Source organism: Xanthomonas sp. LMG 12461, assembly GCF_009192935.1.
In the GTDB taxonomy this organism is placed as follows: Bacteria; Pseudomonadota; Gammaproteobacteria; order Xanthomonadales; family Xanthomonadaceae; genus Xanthomonas_A; species Xanthomonas_A sontii.
In genome coordinates, this window is the sequence record NZ_NQYT01000043.1 from 35,818 (window position 1) to 58,549 (window position 22,732).

45 protein-coding genes and 1 tRNA gene are annotated in these 22,732 nt (G+C 60.6%); 23 read left to right on the top strand and 23 right to left on the bottom strand.

Translation table 11 applies throughout. The features are described from left to right. Positions 1 to 11 precede the first annotated feature (11 nt). Both hemN and CEK68_RS11865 read left to right on the top strand, forming a co-directional pair. Positions 12 to 1,418 (top strand): oxygen-independent coproporphyrinogen III oxidase, encoded by a 1,407-nt coding sequence (gene hemN, locus CEK68_RS11860; RefSeq protein ID WP_193314178.1) that lies wholly within the window; start codon positions 12 to 14, stop codon positions 1,416 to 1,418. A gap of 187 nt (positions 1,419 to 1,605) precedes the next feature. Next, positions 1,606 to 1,692: transfer RNA gene (locus tag CEK68_RS11865), tRNA-Leu, on the top strand. Between the two features lie 70 nt (positions 1,693 to 1,762). Here the strand turns inward: CEK68_RS11865 and CEK68_RS21430 are convergent. From CEK68_RS21430 to CEK68_RS11965, 20 genes are all read right to left on the bottom strand, one after another. Further along, positions 1,763 to 2,692 carry a site-specific integrase gene (locus tag CEK68_RS21430; protein ID WP_152239480.1) on the bottom strand — a complete coding sequence of 310 codons (930 nt, stop codon included), beginning with the start codon at positions 2,690 to 2,692 and terminating at the stop codon, positions 1,763 to 1,765. A gap of 174 nt (positions 2,693 to 2,866) precedes the next feature. Then, positions 2,867 to 3,307 carry an HD domain-containing protein gene (locus CEK68_RS11875; RefSeq protein WP_152239481.1) on the bottom strand — a complete coding sequence of 147 codons (441 nt, stop codon included), beginning with the start codon at positions 3,305 to 3,307 and terminating at the stop codon, positions 2,867 to 2,869. 97 nt (positions 3,308 to 3,404) lie between these two features. After that, positions 3,405 to 3,752, bottom strand: coding sequence for a hypothetical protein (locus CEK68_RS11880; protein ID WP_152239482.1), 348 nt, complete (start codon positions 3,750 to 3,752; stop codon positions 3,405 to 3,407). Then, the gene (locus CEK68_RS11885) at positions 3,749 to 4,636 is read right to left on the bottom strand and encodes a hypothetical protein (protein ID WP_152239483.1); all 888 of its coding nucleotides are present in this window, start codon (positions 4,634 to 4,636) and stop codon (positions 3,749 to 3,751) included. The genes CEK68_RS11880 and CEK68_RS11885 overlap by 4 nt, the downstream gene beginning before the upstream one ends. A gap of 428 nt (positions 4,637 to 5,064) precedes the next feature. Continuing rightward, positions 5,065 to 5,361, bottom strand: a complete 297-nt coding sequence (locus tag CEK68_RS11895; protein WP_152239485.1) for a hypothetical protein — start codon at positions 5,359 to 5,361, stop codon at positions 5,065 to 5,067. Continuing rightward, positions 5,358 to 5,987 (bottom strand): lambda exonuclease family protein, encoded by a 630-nt coding sequence (locus CEK68_RS11900; protein WP_193314179.1) that lies wholly within the window; start codon positions 5,985 to 5,987, stop codon positions 5,358 to 5,360. Before CEK68_RS11900 ends, CEK68_RS11895 begins: the two co-directional genes overlap by 4 nt. Further along, positions 5,984 to 6,697 (bottom strand): ERF family protein, encoded by a 714-nt coding sequence (locus tag CEK68_RS11905; RefSeq protein ID WP_226977860.1) that lies wholly within the window; start codon positions 6,695 to 6,697, stop codon positions 5,984 to 5,986. Before CEK68_RS11905 ends, CEK68_RS11900 begins: the two co-directional genes overlap by 4 nt. 580 nt (positions 6,698 to 7,277) lie before the next feature. Then, positions 7,278 to 7,475, bottom strand: a complete 198-nt coding sequence (locus tag CEK68_RS11910) for a hypothetical protein (RefSeq protein ID WP_152239488.1) — start codon at positions 7,473 to 7,475, stop codon at positions 7,278 to 7,280. After that, a complete protein-coding gene (locus CEK68_RS21395; RefSeq protein ID WP_255424775.1) occupies positions 7,472 to 7,600 on the bottom strand; it encodes a hypothetical protein in 129 nt (42 codons plus the stop codon). The genes CEK68_RS11910 and CEK68_RS21395 overlap by 4 nt, the downstream gene beginning before the upstream one ends. Before the next feature lie 178 nt (positions 7,601 to 7,778). Further along, positions 7,779 to 8,039 carry a hypothetical protein gene (locus tag CEK68_RS11915; RefSeq protein WP_193314180.1) on the bottom strand — a complete coding sequence of 87 codons (261 nt, stop codon included), beginning with the start codon at positions 8,037 to 8,039 and terminating at the stop codon, positions 7,779 to 7,781. Then, entirely contained in the window at positions 8,036 to 8,338 is a 303-nt protein-coding gene (locus tag CEK68_RS11920; RefSeq protein WP_152239489.1) for a hypothetical protein, read from the bottom strand. The genes CEK68_RS11915 and CEK68_RS11920 overlap by 4 nt, the downstream gene beginning before the upstream one ends. Next, complete coding sequence (locus CEK68_RS11925; protein ID WP_152239490.1) at positions 8,331 to 8,516, bottom strand: hypothetical protein; 186 nt, start codon at positions 8,514 to 8,516, stop codon at positions 8,331 to 8,333. The genes CEK68_RS11920 and CEK68_RS11925 overlap by 8 nt, the downstream gene beginning before the upstream one ends. Continuing rightward, a complete protein-coding gene (locus CEK68_RS11930) occupies positions 8,509 to 8,778 on the bottom strand; it encodes a hypothetical protein (protein ID WP_152239491.1) in 270 nt (89 codons plus the stop codon). Before CEK68_RS11930 ends, CEK68_RS11925 begins: the two co-directional genes overlap by 8 nt. A gap of 121 nt (positions 8,779 to 8,899) precedes the next feature. Beyond that, on the bottom strand, positions 8,900 to 9,199 hold the full coding sequence (locus CEK68_RS11935; protein WP_152239492.1) for a hypothetical protein: 300 nt from the start codon (positions 9,197 to 9,199) through the stop codon (positions 8,900 to 8,902). Further along, positions 9,196 to 9,558, bottom strand: coding sequence for a hypothetical protein (locus tag CEK68_RS11940; protein WP_152239493.1), 363 nt, complete (start codon positions 9,556 to 9,558; stop codon positions 9,196 to 9,198). The genes CEK68_RS11935 and CEK68_RS11940 overlap by 4 nt, the downstream gene beginning before the upstream one ends. Further along, complete coding sequence (locus CEK68_RS11945; RefSeq protein ID WP_152239494.1) at positions 9,555 to 9,761, bottom strand: hypothetical protein; 207 nt, start codon at positions 9,759 to 9,761, stop codon at positions 9,555 to 9,557. Before CEK68_RS11945 ends, CEK68_RS11940 begins: the two co-directional genes overlap by 4 nt. Then, complete coding sequence (locus CEK68_RS11950) at positions 9,758 to 10,078, bottom strand: hypothetical protein (RefSeq protein WP_152239495.1); 321 nt, start codon at positions 10,076 to 10,078, stop codon at positions 9,758 to 9,760. Before CEK68_RS11950 ends, CEK68_RS11945 begins: the two co-directional genes overlap by 4 nt. Further along, a complete protein-coding gene (locus CEK68_RS11955) occupies positions 10,075 to 10,305 on the bottom strand; it encodes a hypothetical protein (RefSeq protein WP_152239496.1) in 231 nt (76 codons plus the stop codon). The genes CEK68_RS11950 and CEK68_RS11955 overlap by 4 nt, the downstream gene beginning before the upstream one ends. Then, positions 10,302 to 10,547 (bottom strand): hypothetical protein, encoded by a 246-nt coding sequence (locus CEK68_RS11960; RefSeq protein WP_152239497.1) that lies wholly within the window; start codon positions 10,545 to 10,547, stop codon positions 10,302 to 10,304. The genes CEK68_RS11955 and CEK68_RS11960 overlap by 4 nt, the downstream gene beginning before the upstream one ends. A gap of 193 nt (positions 10,548 to 10,740) precedes the next feature. Further along, positions 10,741 to 11,118: a hypothetical protein gene (locus CEK68_RS11965; RefSeq protein ID WP_193314181.1), complete on the bottom strand. Its 378-nt coding sequence runs from the start codon at positions 11,116 to 11,118 to the stop codon at positions 10,741 to 10,743. A gap of 188 nt (positions 11,119 to 11,306) precedes the next feature. On the opposite strand from CEK68_RS11965, the gene CEK68_RS20995 reads away from it, so the two are divergent. After that, positions 11,307 to 11,612 (top strand): hypothetical protein, encoded by a 306-nt coding sequence (locus CEK68_RS20995; protein WP_193314182.1) that lies wholly within the window; start codon positions 11,307 to 11,309, stop codon positions 11,610 to 11,612. Positions 11,613 to 11,882: 270 nt separating this feature from the next. Here CEK68_RS20995 and CEK68_RS11980 read toward each other — a convergent pair whose 3' ends face one another. Next, a complete protein-coding gene (locus tag CEK68_RS11980) occupies positions 11,883 to 12,569 on the bottom strand; it encodes an XRE family transcriptional regulator (protein ID WP_193314183.1) in 687 nt (228 codons plus the stop codon). Positions 12,570 to 12,896: 327 nt separating this feature from the next. Here CEK68_RS11980 and CEK68_RS11990 point away from each other — a divergent pair, with 327 nt between their 5' ends. From CEK68_RS11990 to CEK68_RS12045, 16 genes are all read left to right on the top strand, one after another. Further along, on the top strand, positions 12,897 to 13,235 hold the full coding sequence (locus CEK68_RS11990) for a hypothetical protein (RefSeq protein WP_152239501.1): 339 nt from the start codon (positions 12,897 to 12,899) through the stop codon (positions 13,233 to 13,235). Between the two features lie 34 nt (positions 13,236 to 13,269). Beyond that, complete coding sequence (locus CEK68_RS11995; protein ID WP_152239502.1) at positions 13,270 to 13,455, top strand: hypothetical protein; 186 nt, start codon at positions 13,270 to 13,272, stop codon at positions 13,453 to 13,455. Positions 13,456 to 13,976: 521 nt separating this feature from the next. Next, positions 13,977 to 14,099, top strand: a complete 123-nt coding sequence (locus tag CEK68_RS21400; RefSeq protein WP_255424777.1) for a hypothetical protein — start codon at positions 13,977 to 13,979, stop codon at positions 14,097 to 14,099. Between the two features lie 2 nt (positions 14,100 to 14,101). Next, positions 14,102 to 14,278 carry a hypothetical protein gene (locus tag CEK68_RS21000; protein WP_193314185.1) on the top strand — a complete coding sequence of 59 codons (177 nt, stop codon included), beginning with the start codon at positions 14,102 to 14,104 and terminating at the stop codon, positions 14,276 to 14,278. Between the two features lies 1 nt (position 14,279). Then, positions 14,280 to 15,137, top strand: a complete 858-nt coding sequence (locus CEK68_RS12000) for a hypothetical protein (protein ID WP_152239503.1) — start codon at positions 14,280 to 14,282, stop codon at positions 15,135 to 15,137. A 202-nt stretch (positions 15,138 to 15,339) separates the two neighbouring features. After that, entirely contained in the window at positions 15,340 to 16,800 is a 1,461-nt protein-coding gene (locus tag CEK68_RS12005) for a replicative DNA helicase (RefSeq protein WP_226977861.1), read from the top strand. Continuing rightward, on the top strand, positions 16,800 to 16,982 hold the full coding sequence (locus CEK68_RS12010) for a hypothetical protein (RefSeq protein ID WP_152239504.1): 183 nt from the start codon (positions 16,800 to 16,802) through the stop codon (positions 16,980 to 16,982). The genes CEK68_RS12005 and CEK68_RS12010 overlap by 1 nt, the downstream gene beginning before the upstream one ends. A 2-nt stretch (positions 16,983 to 16,984) precedes the next feature. After that, entirely contained in the window at positions 16,985 to 17,365 is a 381-nt protein-coding gene (locus CEK68_RS12015) for a hypothetical protein (protein ID WP_152239505.1), read from the top strand. Continuing rightward, entirely contained in the window at positions 17,358 to 17,570 is a 213-nt protein-coding gene (locus CEK68_RS12020; protein WP_152239506.1) for a hypothetical protein, read from the top strand. The genes CEK68_RS12015 and CEK68_RS12020 overlap by 8 nt, the downstream gene beginning before the upstream one ends. Continuing rightward, positions 17,567 to 17,779 (top strand): hypothetical protein, encoded by a 213-nt coding sequence (locus CEK68_RS21005; RefSeq protein WP_193314186.1) that lies wholly within the window; start codon positions 17,567 to 17,569, stop codon positions 17,777 to 17,779. The genes CEK68_RS12020 and CEK68_RS21005 overlap by 4 nt, the downstream gene beginning before the upstream one ends. Next, a complete protein-coding gene (locus tag CEK68_RS12025; RefSeq protein ID WP_226977862.1) occupies positions 17,776 to 18,219 on the top strand; it encodes a recombination protein NinB in 444 nt (147 codons plus the stop codon). Before CEK68_RS21005 ends, CEK68_RS12025 begins: the two co-directional genes overlap by 4 nt. Beyond that, positions 18,216 to 18,398, top strand: a complete 183-nt coding sequence (locus CEK68_RS12030; RefSeq protein WP_152239507.1) for a hypothetical protein — start codon at positions 18,216 to 18,218, stop codon at positions 18,396 to 18,398. The genes CEK68_RS12025 and CEK68_RS12030 overlap by 4 nt, the downstream gene beginning before the upstream one ends. Then, complete coding sequence (locus CEK68_RS21010; RefSeq protein WP_193314187.1) at positions 18,395 to 18,622, top strand: hypothetical protein; 228 nt, start codon at positions 18,395 to 18,397, stop codon at positions 18,620 to 18,622. Before CEK68_RS12030 ends, CEK68_RS21010 begins: the two co-directional genes overlap by 4 nt. After that, positions 18,622 to 18,906 (top strand): hypothetical protein, encoded by a 285-nt coding sequence (locus CEK68_RS12035; protein WP_152239508.1) that lies wholly within the window; start codon positions 18,622 to 18,624, stop codon positions 18,904 to 18,906. The genes CEK68_RS21010 and CEK68_RS12035 overlap by 1 nt, the downstream gene beginning before the upstream one ends. Before the next feature lie 192 nt (positions 18,907 to 19,098). Beyond that, the gene (locus CEK68_RS12040; protein ID WP_193314188.1) at positions 19,099 to 19,506 is read left to right on the top strand and encodes a hypothetical protein; all 408 of its coding nucleotides are present in this window, start codon (positions 19,099 to 19,101) and stop codon (positions 19,504 to 19,506) included. A 110-nt stretch (positions 19,507 to 19,616) separates the two neighbouring features. Continuing rightward, positions 19,617 to 19,937: a hypothetical protein gene (locus CEK68_RS12045; protein ID WP_226977863.1), complete on the top strand. Its 321-nt coding sequence runs from the start codon at positions 19,617 to 19,619 to the stop codon at positions 19,935 to 19,937. Here CEK68_RS12045 and CEK68_RS21250 read toward each other — a convergent pair. After that, on the bottom strand, positions 19,934 to 20,521 hold the full coding sequence (locus tag CEK68_RS21250; protein WP_226977864.1) for a hypothetical protein: 588 nt from the start codon (positions 20,519 to 20,521) through the stop codon (positions 19,934 to 19,936). The two genes, CEK68_RS12045 and CEK68_RS21250, sit on opposite strands and share 4 nt — an antisense overlap. A gap of 3 nt (positions 20,522 to 20,524) precedes the next feature. Further along, a complete protein-coding gene (locus CEK68_RS12055; protein WP_152239511.1) occupies positions 20,525 to 20,872 on the bottom strand; it encodes a hypothetical protein in 348 nt (115 codons plus the stop codon). A gap of 557 nt (positions 20,873 to 21,429) precedes the next feature. Here CEK68_RS12055 and CEK68_RS12060 point away from each other — a divergent pair. Genes CEK68_RS12060 through CEK68_RS12075 form a run of 4 tightly spaced genes read left to right on the top strand, consistent with a single transcriptional unit; the run spans position 21,430 to position 22,728 of the window. Continuing rightward, positions 21,430 to 21,870: a lysozyme gene (locus tag CEK68_RS12060; protein ID WP_152239512.1), complete on the top strand. Its 441-nt coding sequence runs from the start codon at positions 21,430 to 21,432 to the stop codon at positions 21,868 to 21,870. Then, on the top strand, positions 21,870 to 22,154 hold the full coding sequence (locus tag CEK68_RS12065) for a hypothetical protein (protein WP_152239513.1): 285 nt from the start codon (positions 21,870 to 21,872) through the stop codon (positions 22,152 to 22,154). Before CEK68_RS12060 ends, CEK68_RS12065 begins: the two co-directional genes overlap by 1 nt. After that, a complete protein-coding gene (locus CEK68_RS12070) occupies positions 22,154 to 22,471 on the top strand; it encodes a hypothetical protein (RefSeq protein ID WP_193314189.1) in 318 nt (105 codons plus the stop codon). The genes CEK68_RS12065 and CEK68_RS12070 overlap by 1 nt, the downstream gene beginning before the upstream one ends. Then, positions 22,468 to 22,728 carry a hypothetical protein gene (locus tag CEK68_RS12075; protein ID WP_152239514.1) on the top strand — a complete coding sequence of 87 codons (261 nt, stop codon included), beginning with the start codon at positions 22,468 to 22,470 and terminating at the stop codon, positions 22,726 to 22,728. Before CEK68_RS12070 ends, CEK68_RS12075 begins: the two co-directional genes overlap by 4 nt. The last annotated feature ends 4 nt before the right edge of the window (positions 22,729 to 22,732 follow it).

A 22,732-nucleotide genomic window follows, 5' to 3' on the forward strand; every position in this document is an offset into this window, starting at 1 on the left:
ATGCTCGGGGCATGGACATCCTGACCGCGCCCGATCCCTCCGCCGCCTGGACCTTCGACGCCGACCTGCTGCGCCGCTACGACCGTCCCGGCCCGCGCTACACCTCATACCCGACCGCGCCGCATTTCCAGACCGGTTTCGGCCCGGCGCAGTTGTTCGCCGCGGTCCAGGCCAGCGATCCGCGGCGGCCGCTGTCGCTGTACGTGCACGTGCCGTTCTGCCGCAATCCCTGCTTCTATTGCGGCTGCCATCGGGTGATCACCCGCGACCCGCAGCGCGGCCGCACCTATGTGCAGCGGCTGCTGCGCGAGGCCGCGATGATGGCCGCGTGTTTCGAGGGCGAGCGCGAGGTGGTGCAACTGCACCTGGGCGGCGGTACCCCCAACTTCCTCGCTCCCGAGTTGCTGGGCGAACTGGTGCAGGGCCTGCGCGGGCTGTTCCGCTTCAGCCAGGCGCCGGACCGCGAGATGTCCATCGAACTGGACCCACGCACGGTGACGCCGCAGGACATCGCCGCATTGGCCGAACTGGGCTTCAATCGCACCAGCCTGGGCATCCAGGATTTCGACCCGCTGGTGCAGCAGGCGATCAACCGGCGCCAGGGCGTGCACGAGACCCTGGACATCCTGCGCGCCTGCCGCGTGCACGGCATGCGCTCGGTCAACGTCGACCTGATCTACGGCCTGCCGCGGCAGACCCTCGCCGGGTTCGAACAGACCCTGGAGACGGTGATCGCGGCGCGCCCGGACCGCCTGGCGGTCTACGGCTACGCGCACATGCCGCAGCTGTTCAAGGCACAACGGCGTATCGCCGACGCCGATCTGCCCGACGCCGAACAGAAGCTGGCGTTGCTCGGGCTGGCGGTCAGCAGGCTCTCGGCGGCCGGCTACCAGTACATCGGCATGGACCACTTCGCGCTGCCGCAGGAAGACCTGGCGCGCGCGCAGCGGCAGGGCAGCCTGCACCGCAACTTCATGGGCTACACCACCCACGCCGACACCGACCTGCTGGGCCTGGGGGTCAGCGCGATCAGCCGCATCGGCGCCAGCTACAGCCAGAACCAGCGCGACCTGCCGGCCTGGGAAGCGGCCGTGGACGCCGGCGACAGCCCGGTGCTGCGCGGCCTGCAGCTCAGTGCCGACGACGCCCTGCGCGCCGAGCTGATCCAGCAGCTGATGTGCCAGGGGCGGGTGGACGCGGCAGCGGTGGCGCAGCGCCACGGTATCGACTTCGCCAGCTACTTCCGCGAGGAACTGCGCGCACTGGCGCCGCTGTGCGCGGACGGTCTGGCCGACTACCGCGACGGCGTGGTCCAGGCCACCGCCCGCGGCCGCCCGCTGCTGCGCCTGATCGCCATGTGCTTCGACCGCTACCTGCGCCAGCCCGACCAGCCGGCGCGCTACTCGCGCGCGATCTGAGCGCCGCGAATCAGGCTTGCCGTTGGCATCCCCGGTGCCGCCGTGGCGGCGGTATCGGGGACTTTTCGGTGGCGGTACTTAGGGCTGCCGATGTTGGCATGTGGCCTCTCGTTCTCGAGCGCATGGCGGATCGGCATGGCCCGCGGTTCACAAGCGCCGCGCGATCAGGCACGCTACGCGCCACCAGGCCCGGATGGCGAAACTGGTAGACGCATCGGACTTAAAATCCGCCGGGGGCGACCCCATGCCGGTTCGATTCCGGCTCCGGGCACCATTGAGCCATAAGGCTTTCAGCGTTTCCAAGGCATTTCAACACTCATGTCGCTGTGCAGTTTTTGTGCAGTCTATGCCAGCTTGGCGATCGCATCGGCGAGGTGCTGGGGTGCCAGGTGGGCATATCGACGCGTCATCGTCATGGACGAGTGGCCGAGCAATTCAGAAACTGTGTGCAGTGGTACGCCCGCTTGAACAAGCCAAGATGCACAGGTGTGGCGCAGATCGTGCCAACGGACGTGCTCTAGCCCGCAAGCCTCTCGCGCTGCCATCCACTGCTTGCGCAGCTCGTGCTCAGTGATCGCCAGTGGTAGACGCCCCGCGATCTTCTCGACCTTCGGATGCAACGGGACCATCTGCAGCGTCCGCGTCTTGCTGCTGCGATCAAGCCGGATGAATCCATCCTTGACCTCATGCTTTGTCAGCCGCAGCAGATGCCCCCGCCGGATGCCGGTATAGGCCGCCAGAAGCACGTATTCAGCGGCTGCCTGATCAGTGCATGCCTGAGCTAGGGCCTCAACCTGTGCGACGGTCAGGAATGTCTCGCGAGGCCGCTCCGGTAGGAGCGTGATGGCGGCAGGCCGATCGATCCACCCCCAAGACTTCCACGCCAGCCGGCTTATCTGCCGCAGGATGCGCCCCTTGTGATTTACGGTAGCCGGGGACTTCTTTATCTCCACAGCCTGGATCTCTGCCCACACCTGGGCAATCTCCGTCATCTTCCGGTTGCGCACGTAGGGTAGTAAGCGGCGAACATGCGACTTCGCCTTTTCCTCAGAGCTGAGGCGCGGCAACACCTCAGTCAGGTACTTCTCAATCCCTTCCGGAATCAACCGCTCTTGCTGGCGACCAGCCGCAACGTCCTTGACTGACGCGAGCCACTTGCGTTCGTACTCTTTCGCGGCCGCGTAGTTCCAGTGCCGAGAAGTCTTTCGATGCGTTCGTCCACCGAAGCAGACAGTGACCTGATAGTGTCCGTTTGAACGCTTGGTGACGGGCATTGCTGTATCCGCTTGCTTGCCCAAAACAGGGCTAGATCAGTAGGGTGGATGCGGTCGGAGCGGGCGCTGGAGCCAACCCGCGTTACGACCAACTCGCCGGCATCGATGGCCCGGCGTAGCGTCCTGACGCTGCACTCGCAGCGCCTAGCCGCCTCGGGGAGAGTGAGAAGCCGCTCAGCCGCGCCCATCATCCCCTCCCTTCAGCATCTTCCGCGCCTTGGCGTACTTCCGCCGGAGCCGGGCTGCAGTCTTCTCGTCCAGCAGGGCTAGTCTTGCCTCATCGCTGTTGTCGGCGATGTCGGCTAGCTTGACGCGCAGGGCCAGTTGGTTCCTAAGTATGCGACCGTAATAATCGGCATCCCGAAGTCTGGGCAATCGACTGCATTTCTCTGCCGCCGCAGTACACCAAGCAGGGAAGTTGCACCAGAACTCTTCTCCATAGCCTGGGCAGTCCTCCAGCACGTCATGCAGCCAAGCCACAGCCTCGGCCTCGGGGTCATCGCTCACTGCTGCAGCAACCCGCGCCACATGCTCTATGTAGGGCCGACCGGCTTTGTCCACCTGCCCGGCATGCGCCCGATGCGCTAGATCCTTAGCGCGCTCAACGATGTTCATCACCTTACTCCCATTCGATCCCAAGCTACGTGCATACTCCGCGCGGCACTCCGGGCTGTGCGGGTGGCCCTGGCAGTTCGGGCCGAGGCAGGGGCGCTCAGCCACGATCCACCCCCGGCGCCGGCGCGGCGGCGAGCATGGCGGCCCATACGCGACTCGCATCGCCGTAGCTCGCATACTCCTGGCTGCAGTAGTAGCAATGGCCGCCGACCTTTTCGCCGTTCGCCTTATCCAGCATGTCGTCGGTCGGCTCCCGCGGCACTAGCACGAACCCGTCAGGCACAGCAGCTGCGGGCGCCTGGGGCTGCGAGGCGAGGGCGGCGGCGATTGCATCCAGGGCGGCCCGTTTGAAGATTGCTACATTCGCGCCAGTGAGGGCGCGGTTGTAGTCGATGGGGCAGTGCGCGTCCAGCAACTCCTGCGCCCGCTGTTCGACCCCGCTCACGACCGTGCCGCCTTGCCGTCGATCAGCCCCAGCACATCTTCGTATGCTTTTCGCTTGGCGTTTGCCAGCGCTTGACCGCGCTCATCACCTCCATGGCCGGCTGACAATCTATCCCTATCGGCTTCCTTTATGCGTCCAGCGCAATGCAACCGTAGGAAGCTAAGGTCCACGGCCGCGGGCGGGGTGGTGTAGAGCCACGAACCATTCGGTGCATGCGCGTCCGGCAGCCAGACAAGATTCCCGTTGTGCACGGTGCCAATCGGCTCCCCCACCGGCTGGCGGGCGTTGTCCGCTGCGGCAGCAATGCGCGATGCCTCGCTAAGGTCGAAGCCTGCATCGCGAAGCGCGAACTCCACGCGGTCGTGCAAGGACCACGCCGGGTCAACCGGCTGGCGGGCGGCGAGGGCCTCCACTCCATCCCGCAGGCACTTATCCATTTCGGGAGACAGCTCGCCAAGCTCTGCCTTGCGCCGCGCAGCCACTCGAACGAACGCAGCCAACGCACCCCAGGCGCCCTGCTGCTCGGCCTGCGGCTGCGCATCCACCAGGACCGTAGGAGCGCACCCGCCGCAATCAACTTGCACGCCAGCGGCCTGCGGCTGCGCTGCATACAGCGCCTTCGTATATCGCTCCGCGAGTTTCTTGCCTGGCGCCCCATTGTGATTGCGGAGCGAATCAAGCTTGCTCGCACTTACCACGTCATCCGGATTGACTGGGTTTGCCCAGGCATCTGGAAAGACAGCAGCAGTAGATGATGCCTGCTCGGGTAGGGCGGCTGTAAGCGCGGAATGCAGCGCATCGTAGTGGTTGTGGTCCATATCCTGTGCTCGAGCGTAGGCTTGTACAGCACGCTCGAGCGCCTCGGGGGTGATGGTCGGGGTCATGCTTCGGTCCTTTTGCGCTTTCCAATTATGAATGGGCTTCTGTCGCCTAGGCGGCTGCGGCAATACCGCAAGAACCCTGGCGCGTTGAGATTTTCTTTCTGTGTGCCCCACTCCAAGTTATCGGGGCGGTTGTTCCTTGCGTTTTCGTCAAGGTGCATGCAGACATTGCGCTCTTCTGTTGGCAGACCTTTAAATGCTTCGCAAACCAAACGAGCGACCTTGTAATTTCGTCCTCGGAATTGGTAGATGTATCTGACTCCATCCCATGCGCCACGCATTGGTGTTCCTCCATACGGACGACATCCACTCCCACGCGCTAGTGGCTTGCGATAAGGAATAACCATAATTCGCCCTTCACTCGATGCGAGAAGCTCTGGAACTGAAGGAACCACGCGCCAAATTTCTTTGGTAGTCATGGCGTGTCCCTCTTAGTCAAAAGGGATGTTGTCATCATCGAATTCGTCGGAAGCCGGCTTAGGTTGTGACCTCTGCTGCGGCCTGCGCTCGGGCTGCTGCTGCCTATCCGGCTTCCACTCGTCAACCTGGGCGTAGAGCTTGCCGCCCTGGGACTCCTTGATGTCCGCGTTGACCCACTCGCCATCCTGCTCCTGCAACCAAGCGATTAGTTCCTCGCGCTTGATCGACAGCTTGCAGATGACGTACCCCGGGGCGCGCTCGTGTTTCGGCTTCACAATGAGGCCAGTGATAAATTTCTTGTCGGTCATGCTGCGGCCTTCTCTTGTAGTTGAGCGATTCGGGCTTCCACCTCGGCGTCGGCTTTGCGGATCTCTGCGGCCAGTTCATCTATCGCGGCTTGGTCGCGGTAGACACGGCGCACCGCCAATTGCAGATGTTCGGGCCAGCGAGGGTCGTAGCTGACGATGTCCACCCATTGGCGGTCTGTGACCATCAACTGGTGCCGGATCTGCCACAGGTATTCGGTCGCGTGGCCGTTGTAGAGCAGTGCATCCAAGTGCTTGCCCATTGCAGACGGACACTTGATCTCGACCAGCCCTTCGTCGCCGACCAGGCCATCCGGAGAGCATCCAGTGTTTGGAAGCCATGGGCAGACGATGAAGCCGACTTCCTCCACGGCTACTCCGGCATGGAAGCTGTATGCGTCGCGTGCTTCGGCCTCCAGCTCGATGCCGCGTTCCATCGCTGCGTTCCGGCAGCCCTCGACGGGCTGCCCGGTGATGCGCTCGGCCACCAGCGTTGCGATCAGATTGGACCGCGCTGCGGCCGGGCCGGACTTCGTGCGTGCCATCAAATCTGCCGCACGCGAAGCCGTGAACTTGCCGGATCGGGCCAGCAGCCATTCCTGCGAATCCTGAGCTTCGTTTGCCTTCACTTTGCGAACTCCTTGGCCTTGGCAGCCCACAGGGCGCGGATCTGGCGTAGGGCTTGCGCGGGGATGCCGGTCTTCGACTTCAGCTCGTTGCCAATGCGGTCGAGTTCGGTCTTGTCCTTGGCGTCCTTGATGGAATCGGCCCAAGCGGTGATGTCGTAGCCGGTGGAAGCAGCGAAAGCATCGTCGTCCTCGCCGTGGCTGGTCAGGTTCAGCAGGGCCCCAGCAGTGTATCGCTTGCCGTAGGAGACCGACGACGCCACAGCCTGCACGGCGTTCTTGTTGCCGCTGCTGTCTGCCGGCAGGCTGATCGTGGTTTCTTCCCGGTGACCATCACGGTGGGTCAGCACGCCGGTCACGCTGATGGCGTCCTTCTGGCAGTCGGTCCGGAACGACAGGGCGAACCCGTAGCGCTTCAGCACAGGCTTGATCGCCGCATTGATGTCCTCCCACAGGGCATAGGTGTAGCGGTTGGCCGCGTTGCCGCGCTCGCCCACGGAGGGAAGCGCTTCCTGCATCTCGGCCAAGTCAGCCTGATACGCCGCCATAGCGCGCTTGGACTCGATGCGCTCGTACATGCTCATCAGGCGCTCCATCTTGTCCACGTCGGTGTTCGGGTCAGACGCGGCGCGAGAGATGACGGCCAGAATCGCGGAACCTTCCGCTACTGCCGGCATCTGAGATTCCTGCTTCGTTGCGACTACTGCATTCACGTCGTTCTCCTTGTGGCTTGTAGATTGCAAGATGCGCGCACGCTTCCTCCATGATGTTTCCTGTGGCATGAAACACAAAGCCACTCAACTGCTAAAGGCTTTGAATAGTCATCGTGGTGGGCATGCACTCTTATGTCACTTCCGCACCGCTCACAGTCTCTCTTGGCTAACCTTCCTGTCCTGAGTGCCTGCTCAACTGCATGGTGTGCTTTCCGCTGAGCTACGTACCATTCTGTGTTCTTATTTTTCTCTATCCACTCTTTTCGGGAATTTGGATTTTTTCTTGATGAAGACTTGAATGCATTTGCGCAAGAAATCCCGCAGAACTTTCCTCTCCCTCTGTTGACCTCTTTGAGGAGCGCTTCAAATGATCTGAAGCACCAATTGCAGGTAGTGGTTACCTTCTTCACCATAAATTGATCTCGCTGTGGCGGCGGCTTCGGCGCCCATCCGTAAACTCTTCCGGCTGCGGCCTCTGTTACATGTCCCCTGATCCAGGGCGAGGCCGCAGCCGGAAAAGTGCCGGTACTGCGTCAGGCTTCCGGCCAGCCCAAGGAGGCGCGCGCAGTTCGCGGACGATCTATCGTCGTGCGGCCACGATGAGAATTGCGCCAAGGACAATCAGGATTGCGATCAACGATGAAATCCAAACCGGAGAAAGCACCCACCACCAAGACCACGCGATGTAGCCGGTCAGCTTCAGCACGATGAAAACGATGGTCAGCAGGCCCACGAAGCCGATGCCGCCAGACGATGAGGACGAACCGGAATTGCTCATTGCTTGCCTGCCTTGAAAGTGAATTGACGGTTGAACTGCGGCCCATGCAGCAGCTTGTAGCGGTATGCCCATGCTGCGAGGCGTTCGGCTGCAGTCGGGACGTGGATTGAGCGGGTGACGATCATGGGCGCTGCTCCAAGCTGTCGATTGCGGTAGTCGTATACCCCGCTCCGCAAGAGGCATCCTCCGACCGCCATATATTGAATCTCCATTCGGGTTTTGATTCGTACCAGTACCATTCACCGTTCCCATCCATCGCCAGCCAATTCGCCCACTCCGGGGCCGTGTCCCACGACGGCTTACTCATGGCTGCTCTCCTCCAATAGATGCGGCGATCACTTCGTGCGTGGGGTTCAGGATTGAATGAACCTTGGCGCCGTTGAAATCCAGGGTGATGATCTCTACTGCCGAAAACTCGTCCGAAGCTAGAGAGTCTGACTTAATCTCAAGCAGAAACGAGGGGTTTTCTTCAGCGGCGTACTCATCAATGCAGTGCAGAGCTTCAGGCGCGTATTCCCCCGGATACCTCTCCTTGCGCTGAGCGAACAGGACATGCAGCTTCATTGCTCACCTCGGGCTTTGGCCATTGCGCGCATAGCGAAGTCCCATGTTGCATCGGTGTGGCCGTACTGCTCCAGTCGGCTAAGCGCCTCGTAAAGCTCCGGCGCCGCAGAGATGAGGCGGGCGTTGGCTTCGCTTGGTTGTCCTGTCTTCGGATCAACAATGTCGGCGGCAATCGCCACGTTCTTCACAACCTTGGGGTTGTAGACGTAGAACTCGGTAACCTCGATGCCGCCGTAGCTACTGCCAACGCCCGCTGTATTGACCAGCCACGGCCCAGGCGTCCACTTCGTCTCACTCATATCCAATCTCCTTGGGCATCGCGCAGATGCCTTCAATTCGTTCGATATCCGACAACTCAAGGTCGGCGTTGCCCTTCATGATCCCCGTGCAGTCGATGCTCATCAGGCCGTCGGGCTTCGGGATTGCGCGGAACTCGCGGGCGAAGTTCTGATCTAGATGGCGCATTAGGTCATTCATTGACGGAGTCCTGCTTTTGGCTATCAATCATCAATACCAGTTCGTTTGCCTGTCTGATGTAGTCTCGGCGCGGGTCCGTCTCTGGTAGCTGGATTGCTTGCCAGAGCGCAAATCCGATGAGGTCGCGAAACTTACGAAGATCCTTCAACGCCACCATTTCCACGTTTGGAACAACATTGGCTTCCGGATTAACCATTTCTTTCAACCAATCCGGCGGAGTATCCAAGTTGGCGATTGCGTCGTGCGCCAGCTCCCGGGCCATCACAGCACCACCATGACAAAAATAGTCCCCAGCACTCCAACGCACACGCCAGACAAGAAGCAAAACAGGTCAGTGCGCCGCAGGTACGACTCGTATGACACTCGGGCTTGCTCGTAGCTGGTCATTCGATCACCTCGATGTATTTGATGGCGACGCGAGCCACATGGCCGGCAGCGCCACGTGCACTAGCCTCGTCTGCATGCCCGTAGAACTTGATATCGCCGTTCCCGGTGTACTCATTCACCCAAATCACCCTCGGCTCGCGGGGCTTGATGCGGTAGTCGTAACCGACCCAGTTCCACTTGTATGGCGGAGTTGTGCACTTGACCCAATCGTCCACGATGCCCAGGCGGATGCACTGGATATCCTCCCCGCGCTCAAACGCCTGCATCACGGCGATCATCTCTGCGGTCGTTTTCATGCCTTAACTCCACCGGAGAGGGCGGACTTGTAGCCCCTGAAGTTCTTCACCGAGATGTTATTTGCATCGACCTTCGTCAGCCTGATCTCGGATACAACGGCATTTGCGATCTTTTGCAGAGCTTCAGGACTGAGTTTCCACAAGTAGTAGTCATCCGCGCTTGCTATGACTGTCCACCACCCATTGTTATGAGGGGAGTTGCAGTAGCCTGCCGCCCTCTCAGTCGTATGCTCAAACCCCACGAACTTGTATCCGACCGGCCAGCCGCCAGTTGCATCGATCAGTGCAAAGAATTCACTATCCTTGGTAGCCATGTGCTTGTGGAACAGTCCTTCGCGCATCAACTTATCCGTACTCATGCCATCTCTCCGATGTTCTGCTGCATCCGAGCGCGCCGGGCTTGCTCTGCCATCTCTGCGCGCTGCTGTTTGGGGTTCTCTGCGGTGAGGAAGTCGCGCACTGCTTGCCGAGGGTCCAGGCCCATCTCAACCGCCAGCCTGTGCACGTGCGACACCTGGTACTTGTCGAACGAGTCCTGCACCGGGAACATCACGACGCTCATTTGATAGCTTCCTTGCAGTCTTTGATTAACTTGTCCAGCCATGCTTTGCGCCAGTCCACGGCGTGCGGGTTAGAAGCTGGGTGCCCATTCCCATAGCCAACAAATCCTTCAAGATAGTTATCCCAGCCCAAGCTTCGTTGCATGAGTTCAATTGAGTCTTGATACGCCTCTACTCTGCCTTCTCCGCATACATACCATTTGTACAGCGCATGGCAGACACCGTATCTTGGGTCCAAAAAACCACGCGCCCCTGAGAACGCCTTGACCATCCCGCGGATTCGCTTCTTATCTGCGTCCGAATATTCGATCTTGCTCATTCGCTCCTCTCCTTCCGGCGGTAGCAGCGGACCTGCCACGACCTGCTGCTCATCGGCTTGTAAGAAATGAAGCAGTCGCAGTTGCGCTTATCCATCAGAATGGAAAATTTAATGGCATCTTCTTGTAGAAAGAAGTTATCAACATAATCAGCCACAACTTTTCGCCGAAACGCCAGACACAGCAGCAGCACGATCACCACGCCGACGAGCCAGTAGGGCCAGCTCATTGCGCACCTCCGCAGCGATCAAGGGCGGCGCGCAAATCGTCGGCGTAATCCTCATAAGCGATGTGGATTTCATCAGCGGCTACGGCATTGCGAATGACCTTTTCCGCTTCTGCGGCTTTGTCGATCAGCTCGGCCACGGCGGCGGTGGCGGCTGCCATGTCGTCAACTCTGCTAAGCGGTAGCCCCATAATCAGGGCGCGCTTCATCACCGCCAGCACATCCACAGCGAAAGGGGCGGTCATGCGACACCTCCAAAGTGAGCCACGAACGCATCGACAACTTTTTGGTTGTGAGCGTTGAGAGAATCCTGAGTTAGCGGACCAGTAAATTGCGCGCATGCACTGTGAATCGGGCAGGTTTTGCAGTCCGAAAGTCCGTCCTTCGCACGGGGACGCGCGGCGCACCAGTCGGCGACATGCTCGTGTGTGACTGTGTTCATGCCGCAGTCCTCCACGGCTGGGCCGGCGCGGTGCGCGGCTTGACTTCGTAGACCGTGAGCATGCGCTGCACGGCTTCCAGTCGCGATGCGCCAACCTCGTCGCTGCGCCGGGCGATCTCGCTTTCGATGTAGTCTCTAACCAGCGTGCGGAGGATCTCGGCGGCGCCAGCGTCGTTGCCGTCGGCCAGATGGCCGGCGATCAGCGTGCATTGCTCGTCGCTCAGCTCGCCCAGCGCCTCAGCGAATACAGAGCCGCTACGGTGCAGCCCAATGGAAAGCTCGTCTGCATGCTCGTCGGCCAGAGAGCTGTCCTCCAGCGGCTGCCACAGGTCGCCTGGACCCGGCATGCGCGCGTAGTTGAGTGCTGCGGCCATCTCGTTCTCCCCTGCCCGTGGGCGATGGGAGAACTATATGCGCCTGACGAATATTCGTCAAGTGCATATCTAGAAATATTTTTTGCCTCCCCGACAGACGGTCGCCCGCGTCGCTATTTGTCTGCGCGTGCGGGGCTCGCCGTTGCTAGCATCTAGTAGCCAATGACGGCTTATGAAGGGGATGGGAGATGAAGACGATTGTCTTAGGTTTGGCGCTTGCGCTCACTGCAGGATCGGCGCTGGCACAGACACACGTGAAGGGCTACTACAGATCAAACGGCACGTATGTGCAGCCGCACTATCGCAGCGCGCCCAACAACACCAAGCTGGACAACTATTCGACTCAGGGCAACGTGAACCCTTACACAGGCCGGCAGGGTACTGTGAACCCGTATCCAAACTCTGGCGGCTACTACCAGCCTCAGCAGCCTGTGTACGCTCCTAGCCAGCCAGCGGCTCAGCAGCAAGACCCGTACGGCTTCGATGAGCAATAGAAGCCATATGAAGATCCTGGCAGCGGCATGCTTGGCCGCGGCGGGGCTAGCCGGCTGCTCGAACTTTTGCGATCCCAATAGCCGCGACACTTACGGCGACACAGGCCTACCCAAGAACTGTCGGGCAATCGTTCAGGCCAACATAGATGGATATCGATCCGGGCAGTTCACGGCTCAAGAGGCAATGAGTTCACTGGAGCGCAACTGCGGCGCTCATGGCTACAGTTGGGGCAGATAATTAGATGCGGCAAGCCATGGAGCTTGCCGCCTCTAGTTGACTGGCCGCTCTGCCACGGTCACCACTACCCCGCAGATGCGCACTGGCTGGTCAACGGTGAGCGTCGGATATCGCGGGTTTAGCGGCACTAGATAGGTGGCTCCAGCGTCACGGACAAGCCTCTTGAACGTCGCCTGCTGATCTTCATCTACTTGGGCGATCACCAGGTCTCCAGACTCCGCAGTCCTGCGCGGGTCTACGATGATGGTTGTCCCCTCCGGGAAGGTGGGCCAGCCAGCCGGGTTCGTCATCGAATCGCCTTTGACCTGCAGGGCGTAGCTACGGGGGCTGACCTTAGTATTAGTAGGCACAGCGCCCTGCGCCACGTCTGGGTCGAAAGGGTTCTCAACCTGGTCCCACATGCCAGCACGGACCCAGCCTATCAGAGGCACCACAGATGGCGCTTCAGCGGCCACATGTCGCTGTTGAAGTCGTCCCTCCTCCCCATTCAGGATCTGCTCCACTAGCCCCGCAATTTCAGCCGTGGAAACGCCCAGTGCGTCTGCAAGAGGCGCTATGTGCATGTCCGGCGACTTGTGGCGGCCGTTCTCGATCTTTGAGATGTCTGCCTGCTTCAATCCAGGTACATCCTCCAGCCGTTCAGCAAGCTGCTCCTGATTCAGTTCGGCCGCCTTGCGTAGCTGGCGGATGGCTTGCCCGAAGGCTTCTCTTCTATCCATTCCGCAATTATTCCCGATAGGAATGCCCTGGGTAAGGCTGCCTGAAGAATATGCTTGACAGTCATTATTCTTCAGAGCAATATCGTGTCCATGGACACTACCCACCATCTCCGCGCCGCGCGCGCACGTGCCGGCCTCACCCAGGCAGAGCTTGCTGCCCGGTGTGGCTGTTCGCAGGCCGACATTTCTAAGTACGAGAGCGGGACCATCCCGCGCCGCTTGGATGTCGTAACCAAGCTTGCTCAGTCGCTGAACATTGGGCGAGACGAGGTGATCTTCGGGCCAGCCCAACCAGCCCCCGCCCCCAAGCGCAAGAGGGCGTGAGAGATGAGCGCGAAACTTCCCTACGCATGGTTCCCGACGATTGGTCTCGCCGCTATTCGCAGGCGAAAGGTGGACAAATGGGCCGTTCGGCAAGCTTCCTACAAGCCGTACTTCCCGACGTGGGAAGAAGCTCATAGCTGGATGCAAAAAGAAGCGCTCACCAGGCTTGCAGTAACTGCGAAGCGCCTTGAACAGGATCGCCGGCATCTTGAACGCGTTCTCGCACTGACGGCGCCGAGCGAGTGCCTACCCACGTCGCAGCACCCAAACAACCAGCCTCTCGCCGACCCACTGGGCAGCGAAGACGCGCGAGCGATGCCGAACGATCTGCACGACGTTTGAACCCATTTTTTCAACTACCGCCATAGAAACCCCCATGTACGCCGACCCCACACACATTCGCGACAACGTCATCAAGACGCGCTTCAACGACACGACTTACGAGCTGATCCAGGCATTAGCAAAGTTCAATGGGCGACAGCCTGCGACCTTTGTTCATGACCTTGCGCTCGCTGGCCTCGCTGCGATGGAGAAGGGTAAGCGCGATGCCGATGCGGCTTGAAGGGGCATTACAGGCCCTGATGAGGACTGATGGATACCGAAATTAGGCTCACGAACGCAGAGCGAGCGCGGTTTGAGCGCTACGCACAGGTACACGGCCTCGCTTCTGTAGCGGAGGCCGTCCAACACGCGGCAACGGCAGAGCTTGACCGCCTCTACAAGCTGCCAGGCAACACGGCATCAATCTTGAATTTCGAGGCCCTGAAGAAGGCCGATAAGGGGAACCAAGATGACTAAGTTTTTCGTCGGTCAGAGGGTGAGGATCATGTGGTCCAGAACCTGTAGGGAATTGAACGGACAGGAAGGGCGAATTGTTGCCTGCGGGAGTTTCCGTACCAATAGCGGGATCTTTGGGGACTTCGTCGTGGCGCCAGATATTTGGGGGTGTCCATACGACCCTGTCGATGGCCTCAGATTTACCCCACAAGCAAGCCAACTGGCCCCGATCCTCCCCGAAGGGCAGCAGCCCTGCGGCGAGAGCTACGAGCAGTTGATGGGCCGCCTGCGCAGCGGAGTCGTTGCATGAAGACCAAGCACAAGAAGCCGCACCCCTGGAGGGCGCACATGCCCGGCCAGTTCCGCCGCGACGAACGCCTGCGCTCCGAGCAGATCGTGCCGATGCGTGGCCGCCCGGTGAGGAAGTGACCATGACCCGCGAACAGACCCTATCCCACATGCAGCGCTGCCGCGAACTGGCGGAGCGCAGCGAGCCGATGACGCTGGACGAGATGCGCGAGTACGCACGGCTTCGCGCGGAGGAAATGGCACGCGCTGAGCGCCTGCGTGACCCGTCGCCGCAGTTGCCGCTGGGTGAGGTTGCCTGAGATGGCCGCGGACTGGATCAAGATGCGCAGCAACCTGTGGGACGACCCGCGTGTGGCCGCCATTGTGGATGCCACAGATAGCAGTGAGGCGGCCGTGATCGGCGCCCTTTACTGGCTGTGGGCCATGGCTGACCAGCACACCGAGGACGGCTATCTGCCGGGTCTGTCGCTGCGCCAGATTGATCGTAAGACCGGTGTCGCTGGGTTTGCCGAAGCGCTAAAGGAACTTGGCTGGATAAGCGTCTCTGCTGACGGCGGCATCACCATCGCCAACTTCACTGATCACAACGGTGCCAGCGCCAAGAAACGCGCACAGACAGCTAAGCGCGTCGCAAACTTCAAGTACGCTAACGCGCCATCGAGCGAATCTAGCGAAACAGGTAACGCATCGAGCGTTACCGAAAGTGGTAATGAGCGTTACCTAGAGAAAGAGAAAGAGAAAGAAGAAGATCAAAAGCTCTCGTCATCGGCTGCGCCGAGTGACGCGGCCGGCGACGAGCTTGCGCAGCGACTGGCGCAGGTCACCCGAGAGGCGCTGAGGGCCTACAACGCATCCTCGCTGACCAAGCGCAACGGCGGGAATCTGCCCAACGTCTCGGAGAACGTCGGCCGCGAGAAGCGACAGCAGCAGGTCCGGCGCTGCCTGCGGGTAGCTCGGGAAATTTGCAAGGAATCGACCGGCTCCCCGCTGGTGACCCCTGAGTTTTGGGCGGCCTACTTCGACCTGGTGGCCCATGATGATTTCTACTCGGGGCGGATGCGCGGCGGAGCGGGTCACGAGAACTTCGTGCCTGACTTCGAGACTCTGACGGCCGAGAAGACGATGCTCCGCCTGTACGACCGGCAGGTGGCAGCATGAACGCGCCTATCGACGTACTTTCGGTAATGGACGAAGCCGCGCTTACGCAAACGCTTCGTTCCGACAGAGATGAGATGCGCGAAGCTCGCGCCGCCATAGCAGAACTGATTGAAGCATGCGGACCCGCGGCCTCTGATGAGGGGATGGATCAGGACGAAATTGATAGGCTGCGTGCTGCTCTCGCTCGCGTAGGCGGTAGCGCATGAGCGCCGTCCGCCAAGAAGTCGAGCGCATGGCTGCGCTTTACGGCTCGCATGAGGTTGAGTCGGTCCGTGTGCCGCCGCACAGCAACGATGCCGAGCAGGCCGTGCTGGGTGGGCTGATGCTGTCCCCGGAAGCGTGGCCATTGGTGTCTGACGTGCTGGCAGAAGGCCAGTTCTACCGCCGCGACCACCAGGCCATTTTCCGCGCGATCCGCGAGCTGGCCGAGAAGGGCCGCCCGTTCGACGCGGTGACCCTGGGCGAGTGGTTCGAATCGCAGGGCAAGCTGGAGATGGTCGGCGAAGGCGCCTACCTGATCGAGCTTGCCAGCACTACGCCATCGGCCGCCAACATTGCCGCTTACGCCGAAATCGTTGTGGAACATGCCGGGCGCCGCGGTCTGATCGACGCCGGAACCGAGATGGTCAATGCCGGATACAGCCGCGATGGGCGTGGGCTTTCGGATCTGCTGACTGACGCCGGGCAACGCCTCGCAGACCTGCAGCCTGCCCAGCGTGGCGGCCTGCAACTGGCCGGCGACTCCATGTCGAGCTGGTACGAGCGATTCACTGCCAAGTACCACGGCGGCACGAAGATGACCGGCCTGCCTACCCCGTGGGCCGGCTTCAACGAAGCGACCAACGGATTGCAGCCGTCCACGCTGTACATCCTCGCGGCGCGCCCCAGCATGGGCAAGAGCGTGTGGGGTCTCAACCTCGCGATGTTCCTGGCCCTGCGCGGCAAGACCGTCGGCTTGTTCTCGCTGGAGATGAGCCGGCACGAATGCCACGACCGCAACGTCGCTGCTCTAGCGCGGGTGCCGCACTCGTTCGTGACTACGCCAACGGAGGCCGAGGACGACGGTTACATGATGCGCATGGTGCCTGCGATCCGCGATCTGAAGCAGGCGCCGCTCTACATCGATGACACGCCGTCAATCAGTAAGCGGCAGTTCGAGGCTCGGGCGCGTCGCATGCACCAGCGCACGCCGCTGGACGTGATCGTGATCGACCACATCCATGACTTCAAGATAGACCCGAAGATGGCCCGCTTCGAATATGGAGCGATTGTCCAGACGGCTAAGGACTTGGCGAAGGAATGGGGCATCCCGGTCGTGGCCCTGGCACAGCTCAACCGCAATCTGACAAGCCGCACCGAGCGCCGCCCCAACCTGGCAGACCTACGTGAGTCGGGCGAGCTGGAGCAGAAGGGCGACGTGATCGCCTTCCTGCACCGAGAGGACTACTACGACACGCCGGAGCAGACGACGCATCTGCAGGGAGTCGTTGAACTGCACTTCGCCAAGGGCCGAAACATCAAGGCTGGCGCCCGCATCCACCTCCGCAACCGCTTCGATCAGATGCGGCTGGATGACTGGGAAGGTCCGCTACCAGTTCCACAGGTGGCCGAGAAACAAGCCGGTTCCTTCTTCAAGCAGCGCAAGCCACGGGATGACTTCTGATGGACAAGAAAACTGAGCGCCCCGACTGGAAGGCAACCAACCCGAACTACCAGCCCCAGCCGACGCAGCGGCACGCGGACGGGTCTATTAGCCAGGACGGCGGCACCAGGTCAGACCAGCTACACACACTGCGCGAGTGGTACGCGCTCAACAACGTCAAGAGCTACAGCAGGGGAGAGTGAGGATGGACAAGCTAGAAATGTGGGTTAAGGAATTCACGCAGCTTGCTGTGGATGCGGATGCCGATCAGGCGGATTACTTCACTGCTGGTGCAAACGACATGCTTGCCTTGATAGCAGAGCGCGACCAATTCCGCGCCGAGAAGCAAGAGTTCCGCGAAGAAGCCACCCGCTGGGCCGAGGAAGCCGGCCGGCTCAAGGCACTGCTGCACGATGCGCAGAGGGACGCGGAGCGGTATCGGTGGATCAGGGACTGCACAAAAGACGGCTGCGTTGAGTCGGCGATCTTAGATCATGCGAGATATGCGGAGGTCAAGATGGGTAAGCGCCTTGACGCCGCCATTGACGCCGCCATGGCCACAGAGCGGGAGGTGCTCAATGGCTAAGCGAGACATTCTGCGCGCAGCCAAGCGCCGCGGCATCACTATCGTGTTTTCAGAGTATTACTGGACTGCGACTCCAGGCGAGATCGAGATGGTGCCGCAATGGGAAATTAAATTCGGCGCGGAGCTGGATCACGATGTCGAGGCCATCGAGTTCATCGAAACCGCCGAGATATTGGAGAGCGCAGAGCGGGAGGGACAGGGATGAGCGTCCGCATGACTGTCATGGTCGAGTACGTCGGCATCACTTCGGCGATGCTGGCGAAGGATCGGCTGAAGGCCATCATCAAGCAGGACCGCAGGAACTGCCCCGCATTTCGATGGGTAAGCCGCCCGCCTAGTAAGAATTCTGTCTACCGCAATGTCTTTGGTGCTTATCTCCGCAGGAAAACTTTGCGCTGGGAGAGTCGGCGATGACCTACTTTGTGCTAAGGCCCGAAGGCAACGCCCGCGAGCGCATGGCTGCTGCGTGGGAGTTTGCGCGGCAGTTCCTCGCGCGGGGGAAGGCTGCCCGCGTAGAGGTCAAGGAGCTTATCCCGCGTCGATCGGTCGAGGCCAATGCCCGCATGTGGGCGCTCCTGACCGACATATCCCAGCAGGTCGAATGGCCTGTGGACGGGAAGCTGCAGCGGCTTTCCCCTGAGGAATGGAAAGACATCCTCACGGCAGCGCTCACCAAGCACCAGCGCGTCGCCCAGGGCATCGATGGTGGGTTCGTTATGCTCGGCAGCCGCACGTCCCGTATGACCGTCGCCGAGATGTGCGACCTACAGGAGCTGATGGCCGCATTCGGCGCTGAGCGTGGTGTGCAGTGGTCCGATCCGCACTTCAGCGATAACAGGAGGGCTGCTGCTTGAAGCCTCTTATCTGGTTTGACTACGGCCTGCACTGGGTTTGCATGTACTACCCAGACCCACCGCCGCGCACGGTTGTGGGCTACGGAGATACGCCAGCAGAGGCATATGCCGACTGGGAGAAAGAAATGGAACTTCTCAACAAGCGATTGCACAAGGTCAAGAAGGAGAAGGCGGCGTGATCGTTATCGCGAATACTATCCGTTGCACCAAGGACTCGCCGCGCGATGCGTATCAAGTAGACCAGGACAGGGGCATCATCGTTGCCAGTGGCGACTTGGGGGTGATCATCACGGCGGTTAATGGGCCTTTCACTCAGAAGCTGAGCCTGAGCTACGAGGCCGCTACATGCCTGTACCGCGCACTAGAAGATGCTCTGAGCCGGCATTACTCGGAGGAAGCCTAATGCGCTCGAAGAACGCAAAGCCGCTGACGTCAGCCGAGCGCACGCACCTGGAGGCGGTCAAGCTTCTCCCCTGCAGTGTGTGCGATGCGCCTGGTCCTAGCGATGCCCACCACATCAAACAGGGCCAGCACTACACAGCCGTGGCGTTGTGCAAAGACTGCCACCAAGGCAGTTTCAACGGTCTGCATGGGCAGCGCCGCATGTGGACCATCATGAAGATGGACGAGACGGATGCACTGGCCGTCACGATCGCGCGCCTGTGCGGCGGAAGGAAGGCGGCATGAGCCGCGCATCCGAGTGCCGAGAGTGGCTAAGGCAAAATCCGGGGTGGCATTTTTCGTCCGACGTGCTGGACGCGCTAGGTAAGAAAGGCTGGAAGGAGCGACAGCCTTACGCCTGGGCGCTTCGCAACGCTGCCGAGTTGGGCATGCTGGCAATGCAGGGGACGGGCAAGGCCATCCGCTACTGCTACGTCCATGAGCCTAAGCGTAAGGCTCGCGGCGGGTGGAGGGCGCAACATGCTTGAGCTGACCCTTCCATGGCCCAGCAAAGACCTCTCGCCGAATGGACGCGTTCACTGGGCGCGTAAGGCCAAGGCGGCCAAGGCAGCAAGGGCCGATGCCCAGCTACTCGCCCGCGCCGCCGGCTGGCACCAGATGATCCTGCCCCCTGGCCGACTGCATCTCTGGCTGGACTTCTATCCGCCCACCCGCCGATCAGTTGACGACGACAACATGCTCAGCCGGTGCAAGGCGTACAGGGACGGTTTGGCCGATGTGCTCGGGATCGATGACAAGCGGTTTATCTCTCATCCATTCGTACAGTCCGAGCCGCGCAAGGGCGGCCAGGTCGTTATCAAGATCACAGGGGAATCCAGCCAATGAGCGGACAAGTTGACACATTCGGGCTGTATGTCCGCGCAGAGCTAGAGCACTGGGGGCGTGAGTTTGCGCTGCACAGTGAGTATGAGTACTTGGGTCATGTCTCGAAAAACATGCTGCAGATCCTGATTGAGCACCGTGGAGAGATGCCCCCGCCAAATGTGGGCTACAAGCCGCTGGAAATCGATCTTCGCGCCCAGCGGATCGAGGACATCGTGGCCGAAATCGCCCGATCAAACCTGCCGATGGCCTGCGTCCTGCGGGCCTACTACTGCGGCATGGGCCGGCGCAAGGTTGAGCGGTACGAGACCGCTCAGATGCTGCTGGCTAATTCTGGAGAGCGCTGCATGCACGTCAAGGCGTATCTAGAGCTAGCCAAGCGCGGCGAGGATCGGGTCTACGGCGTGCTGGCAGGGATGGCGCGGGCCGCTTAGTTGCCCGCGTCCATCTCTCGTAGCAACGCAATGCCTCCTTGGTGGCGCTGACGGAGCAGGGCGGAAATGTCAGTCCAGATGCCGTCTGGGATAGACCGCTCGCCCTGCAGCCAAGCGCGCACCCGGCGGTCGTTGATTTCCAGCGCTCGTGCAAGGTCAGACTGCCATCGATCTCCATAAAGCGTATAACCGGACCAAATCAGTCTAGCTACCCCTGGCGCTAGCCAGCCATAGCCGCCTAAGATCCGATGCTTTGCGCTGCGGTCCAAAATGTCCCATGCAGCGTAGAGAGTGACTTTCCCGATCCGGTACTTGTATCCGTATTGATTATCAATCGGCTCGGGGGCTGGCTCAGATTCGGCCAGCGGCGGGGTCATCGCAAGCACGTACCGGATTGCATCGGGGTGCACATTGTATGGCTCTGCGGCGCTACTTGGCTCCGCGCGAGCTCGCAGCGCTGCAAACACAGTGCAAGCGTAGCGGTAAGTAGTGCAGCCCAAATTCTGCAGCATGCCTTTGACGAGATCCGTGTCGGCCAGCAGTAGAGTTACGGTTTCGTTGGATTTGTAATTGTTAGAGTCCATGATTTAGGTCGCCTTCTGCAGCATGACAGAAAAAGCTTCCCACCCGTGGTCGCGCAGGTCGATCCAGTCTGCAGCCTTGGTCCCGGCGAGCTTACTCATGTGCTGGGCGAAAAATGCATTGATCGTGGCGATTTCTTTTTCCGCTTGCTCAATGGTGGGCAGGCTGGGCAGCTTACAGAAACGGCCATCGGCGATCGCGCGAGCGGCGTTGATGATGATTTTTTCGGCCCAAGCGATTTGCTTTTCGGAGCCGGTGAGATTTGCGCCCGACAGATGGACGTCAAAACCGTTGACGGTGACGAAGTTGTCGCGACGAGGGTTGAATTCAATGAGAGATATGATGATGTTCATGGTTTTGGCCCTTTAGCCTGATCGGGCGGCCCCAGTGGCCTTCCCACGGGGGAATAATGATCCTAAATTTAGGATCAGTCAATAGGCAGAGTGGAGGGATTTGTAGACAACAACCCTATTGACAGGGGGCCCCCGGAAAGTTAGATTTCAGGCACGATGTCATAGGAGCCCCTGGCGAAAGCCGGGGGTTTTGCTTTTGCGGTGAATGCGCAGGCTGATGCGCAACGCACACGTACCCGGTGAGTATCGGGCAAGCCGGGATCAGCTCCGGCCACCGCACCAGGGCGCATCCGACTTGATCGGGTGGTTGCTCCTAGGAACCTAGGCTCTACCTGGGAGATGCGGCTCCGGGCAAAACGCGGAGATAAGTCCAGCGATAGCGAGGCTGGCGCCTGCGGGCACGAGAGTCCCGCACTGAACGTAATCGAAAGATGTTCCACAGAGGACCGGCCGTTATCCCCTGGCGACCGGTCCTCACCTTTTCTATGCCCGCTTCCCTGATCCAGATCAACCCTTGCGTCTAGCTGGCTGCGGGGCGGGCGCCTATTGGAGTCAGCATGCCCGCCATAGCCGTTGCCGCCTCGCTTGTGCGCAAGTGGGAGGGGTGCCAGCTGGCCGCGTATCCGGACCCGGCGACGGGTGGCGCGCCGTGGACGATTGGCTGGGGCGCAACTGGCCCAGGCATCACCAAGGGTACGGTGTGGACCCAAACCCAGGCAGATCAGCGCCTGGAGCAGGATGTCGCCAAGTTTGTGACCGGCGTGAGTGCGCTCCTGAAGCGCAAGCCGACCGACAACCAGTTGGGCGCTATGGCTTCCCTGGCGTACAACATCGGACTGGGCAATTTCGGAAAATCCACGCTGCTGCGCCTGTTCAACGCTGGCGACATCGATGGGGCCGCCAAGCAATTCGCCGTCTGGCGGATGGCTAATGGCAAGGTCATGCAGGGGCTAATCAACCGCCGCGCCGATGAGCGCAAGGTGTTCGAGACGCCCTGATGGAAATCAACTGGTGGGCATTGCTAGCGCCCCTGGTCGCCGGCCTAGTCATCTTCTACGTCCAGCGGATATCCGCCAGGGCCGACAAGGAGATGGAGAAGGCCGAGATCCGGCACCGGGAGCTTGAGAAGCGTGTCGCCACCTTGGAAATCAAGGTGGTAGCAGAGATGCCCAGCCGGGAAGACTTTAAAGAGCAGTCCCGCCGCATCGAGGCGATTGCTTCAACGCTAACGGAGGTGCGGGATATGGTACTGAGGATGGATGCCCGCGAGGCCAAAGGCTGATGGACCAGCAGCTCAACAGTATGGAGCGGACGCTGGACGAGATCCAGGAAGCGCTCAAGCGCCGCGGCAACCCCGCAAGTAACGTGAACACTCTCCGAGTCGAGGGCGCCGGCAGCATTTGGCATGGGGTCGCCATTGGCGCGGCAGTCAGTGGCGTAATCGCCGGCATGGTGTGGATTGGCTGGGTAGCAAGTGATGCTCGGGTATCTGTAAGGCAGGCAGAGGCATATCGGGCTGCTGTGTACGTCGTCGCCCCGAAGTTTGCCGAGAAGATTGACGAGGAATTGGAGCGCAATAAGGAGCGCCAGAAAGAATGAGCAGCCCAACCCCTATTTTGACGCCGCCCAAGAAACCGCCGGCCAAGGTCTCACTGTTGCCGCAGGGCCTTGAGCCCCCGCGCGTGATGCTGAAGAAGTACACGACCTACGTGTGGGCCTTCGTCGCCGGACTTCCTGATCTCTACAGCCAGATCATGGCCCTCGGCGAAATGCCGGCGAAGCTCAAGGCTGTACTGTGGGGGAGTGCTGCAGTCGGCTTGGCCGCTAGCTGGATCAAGCAGCGCTTGGACCGCTGATTCT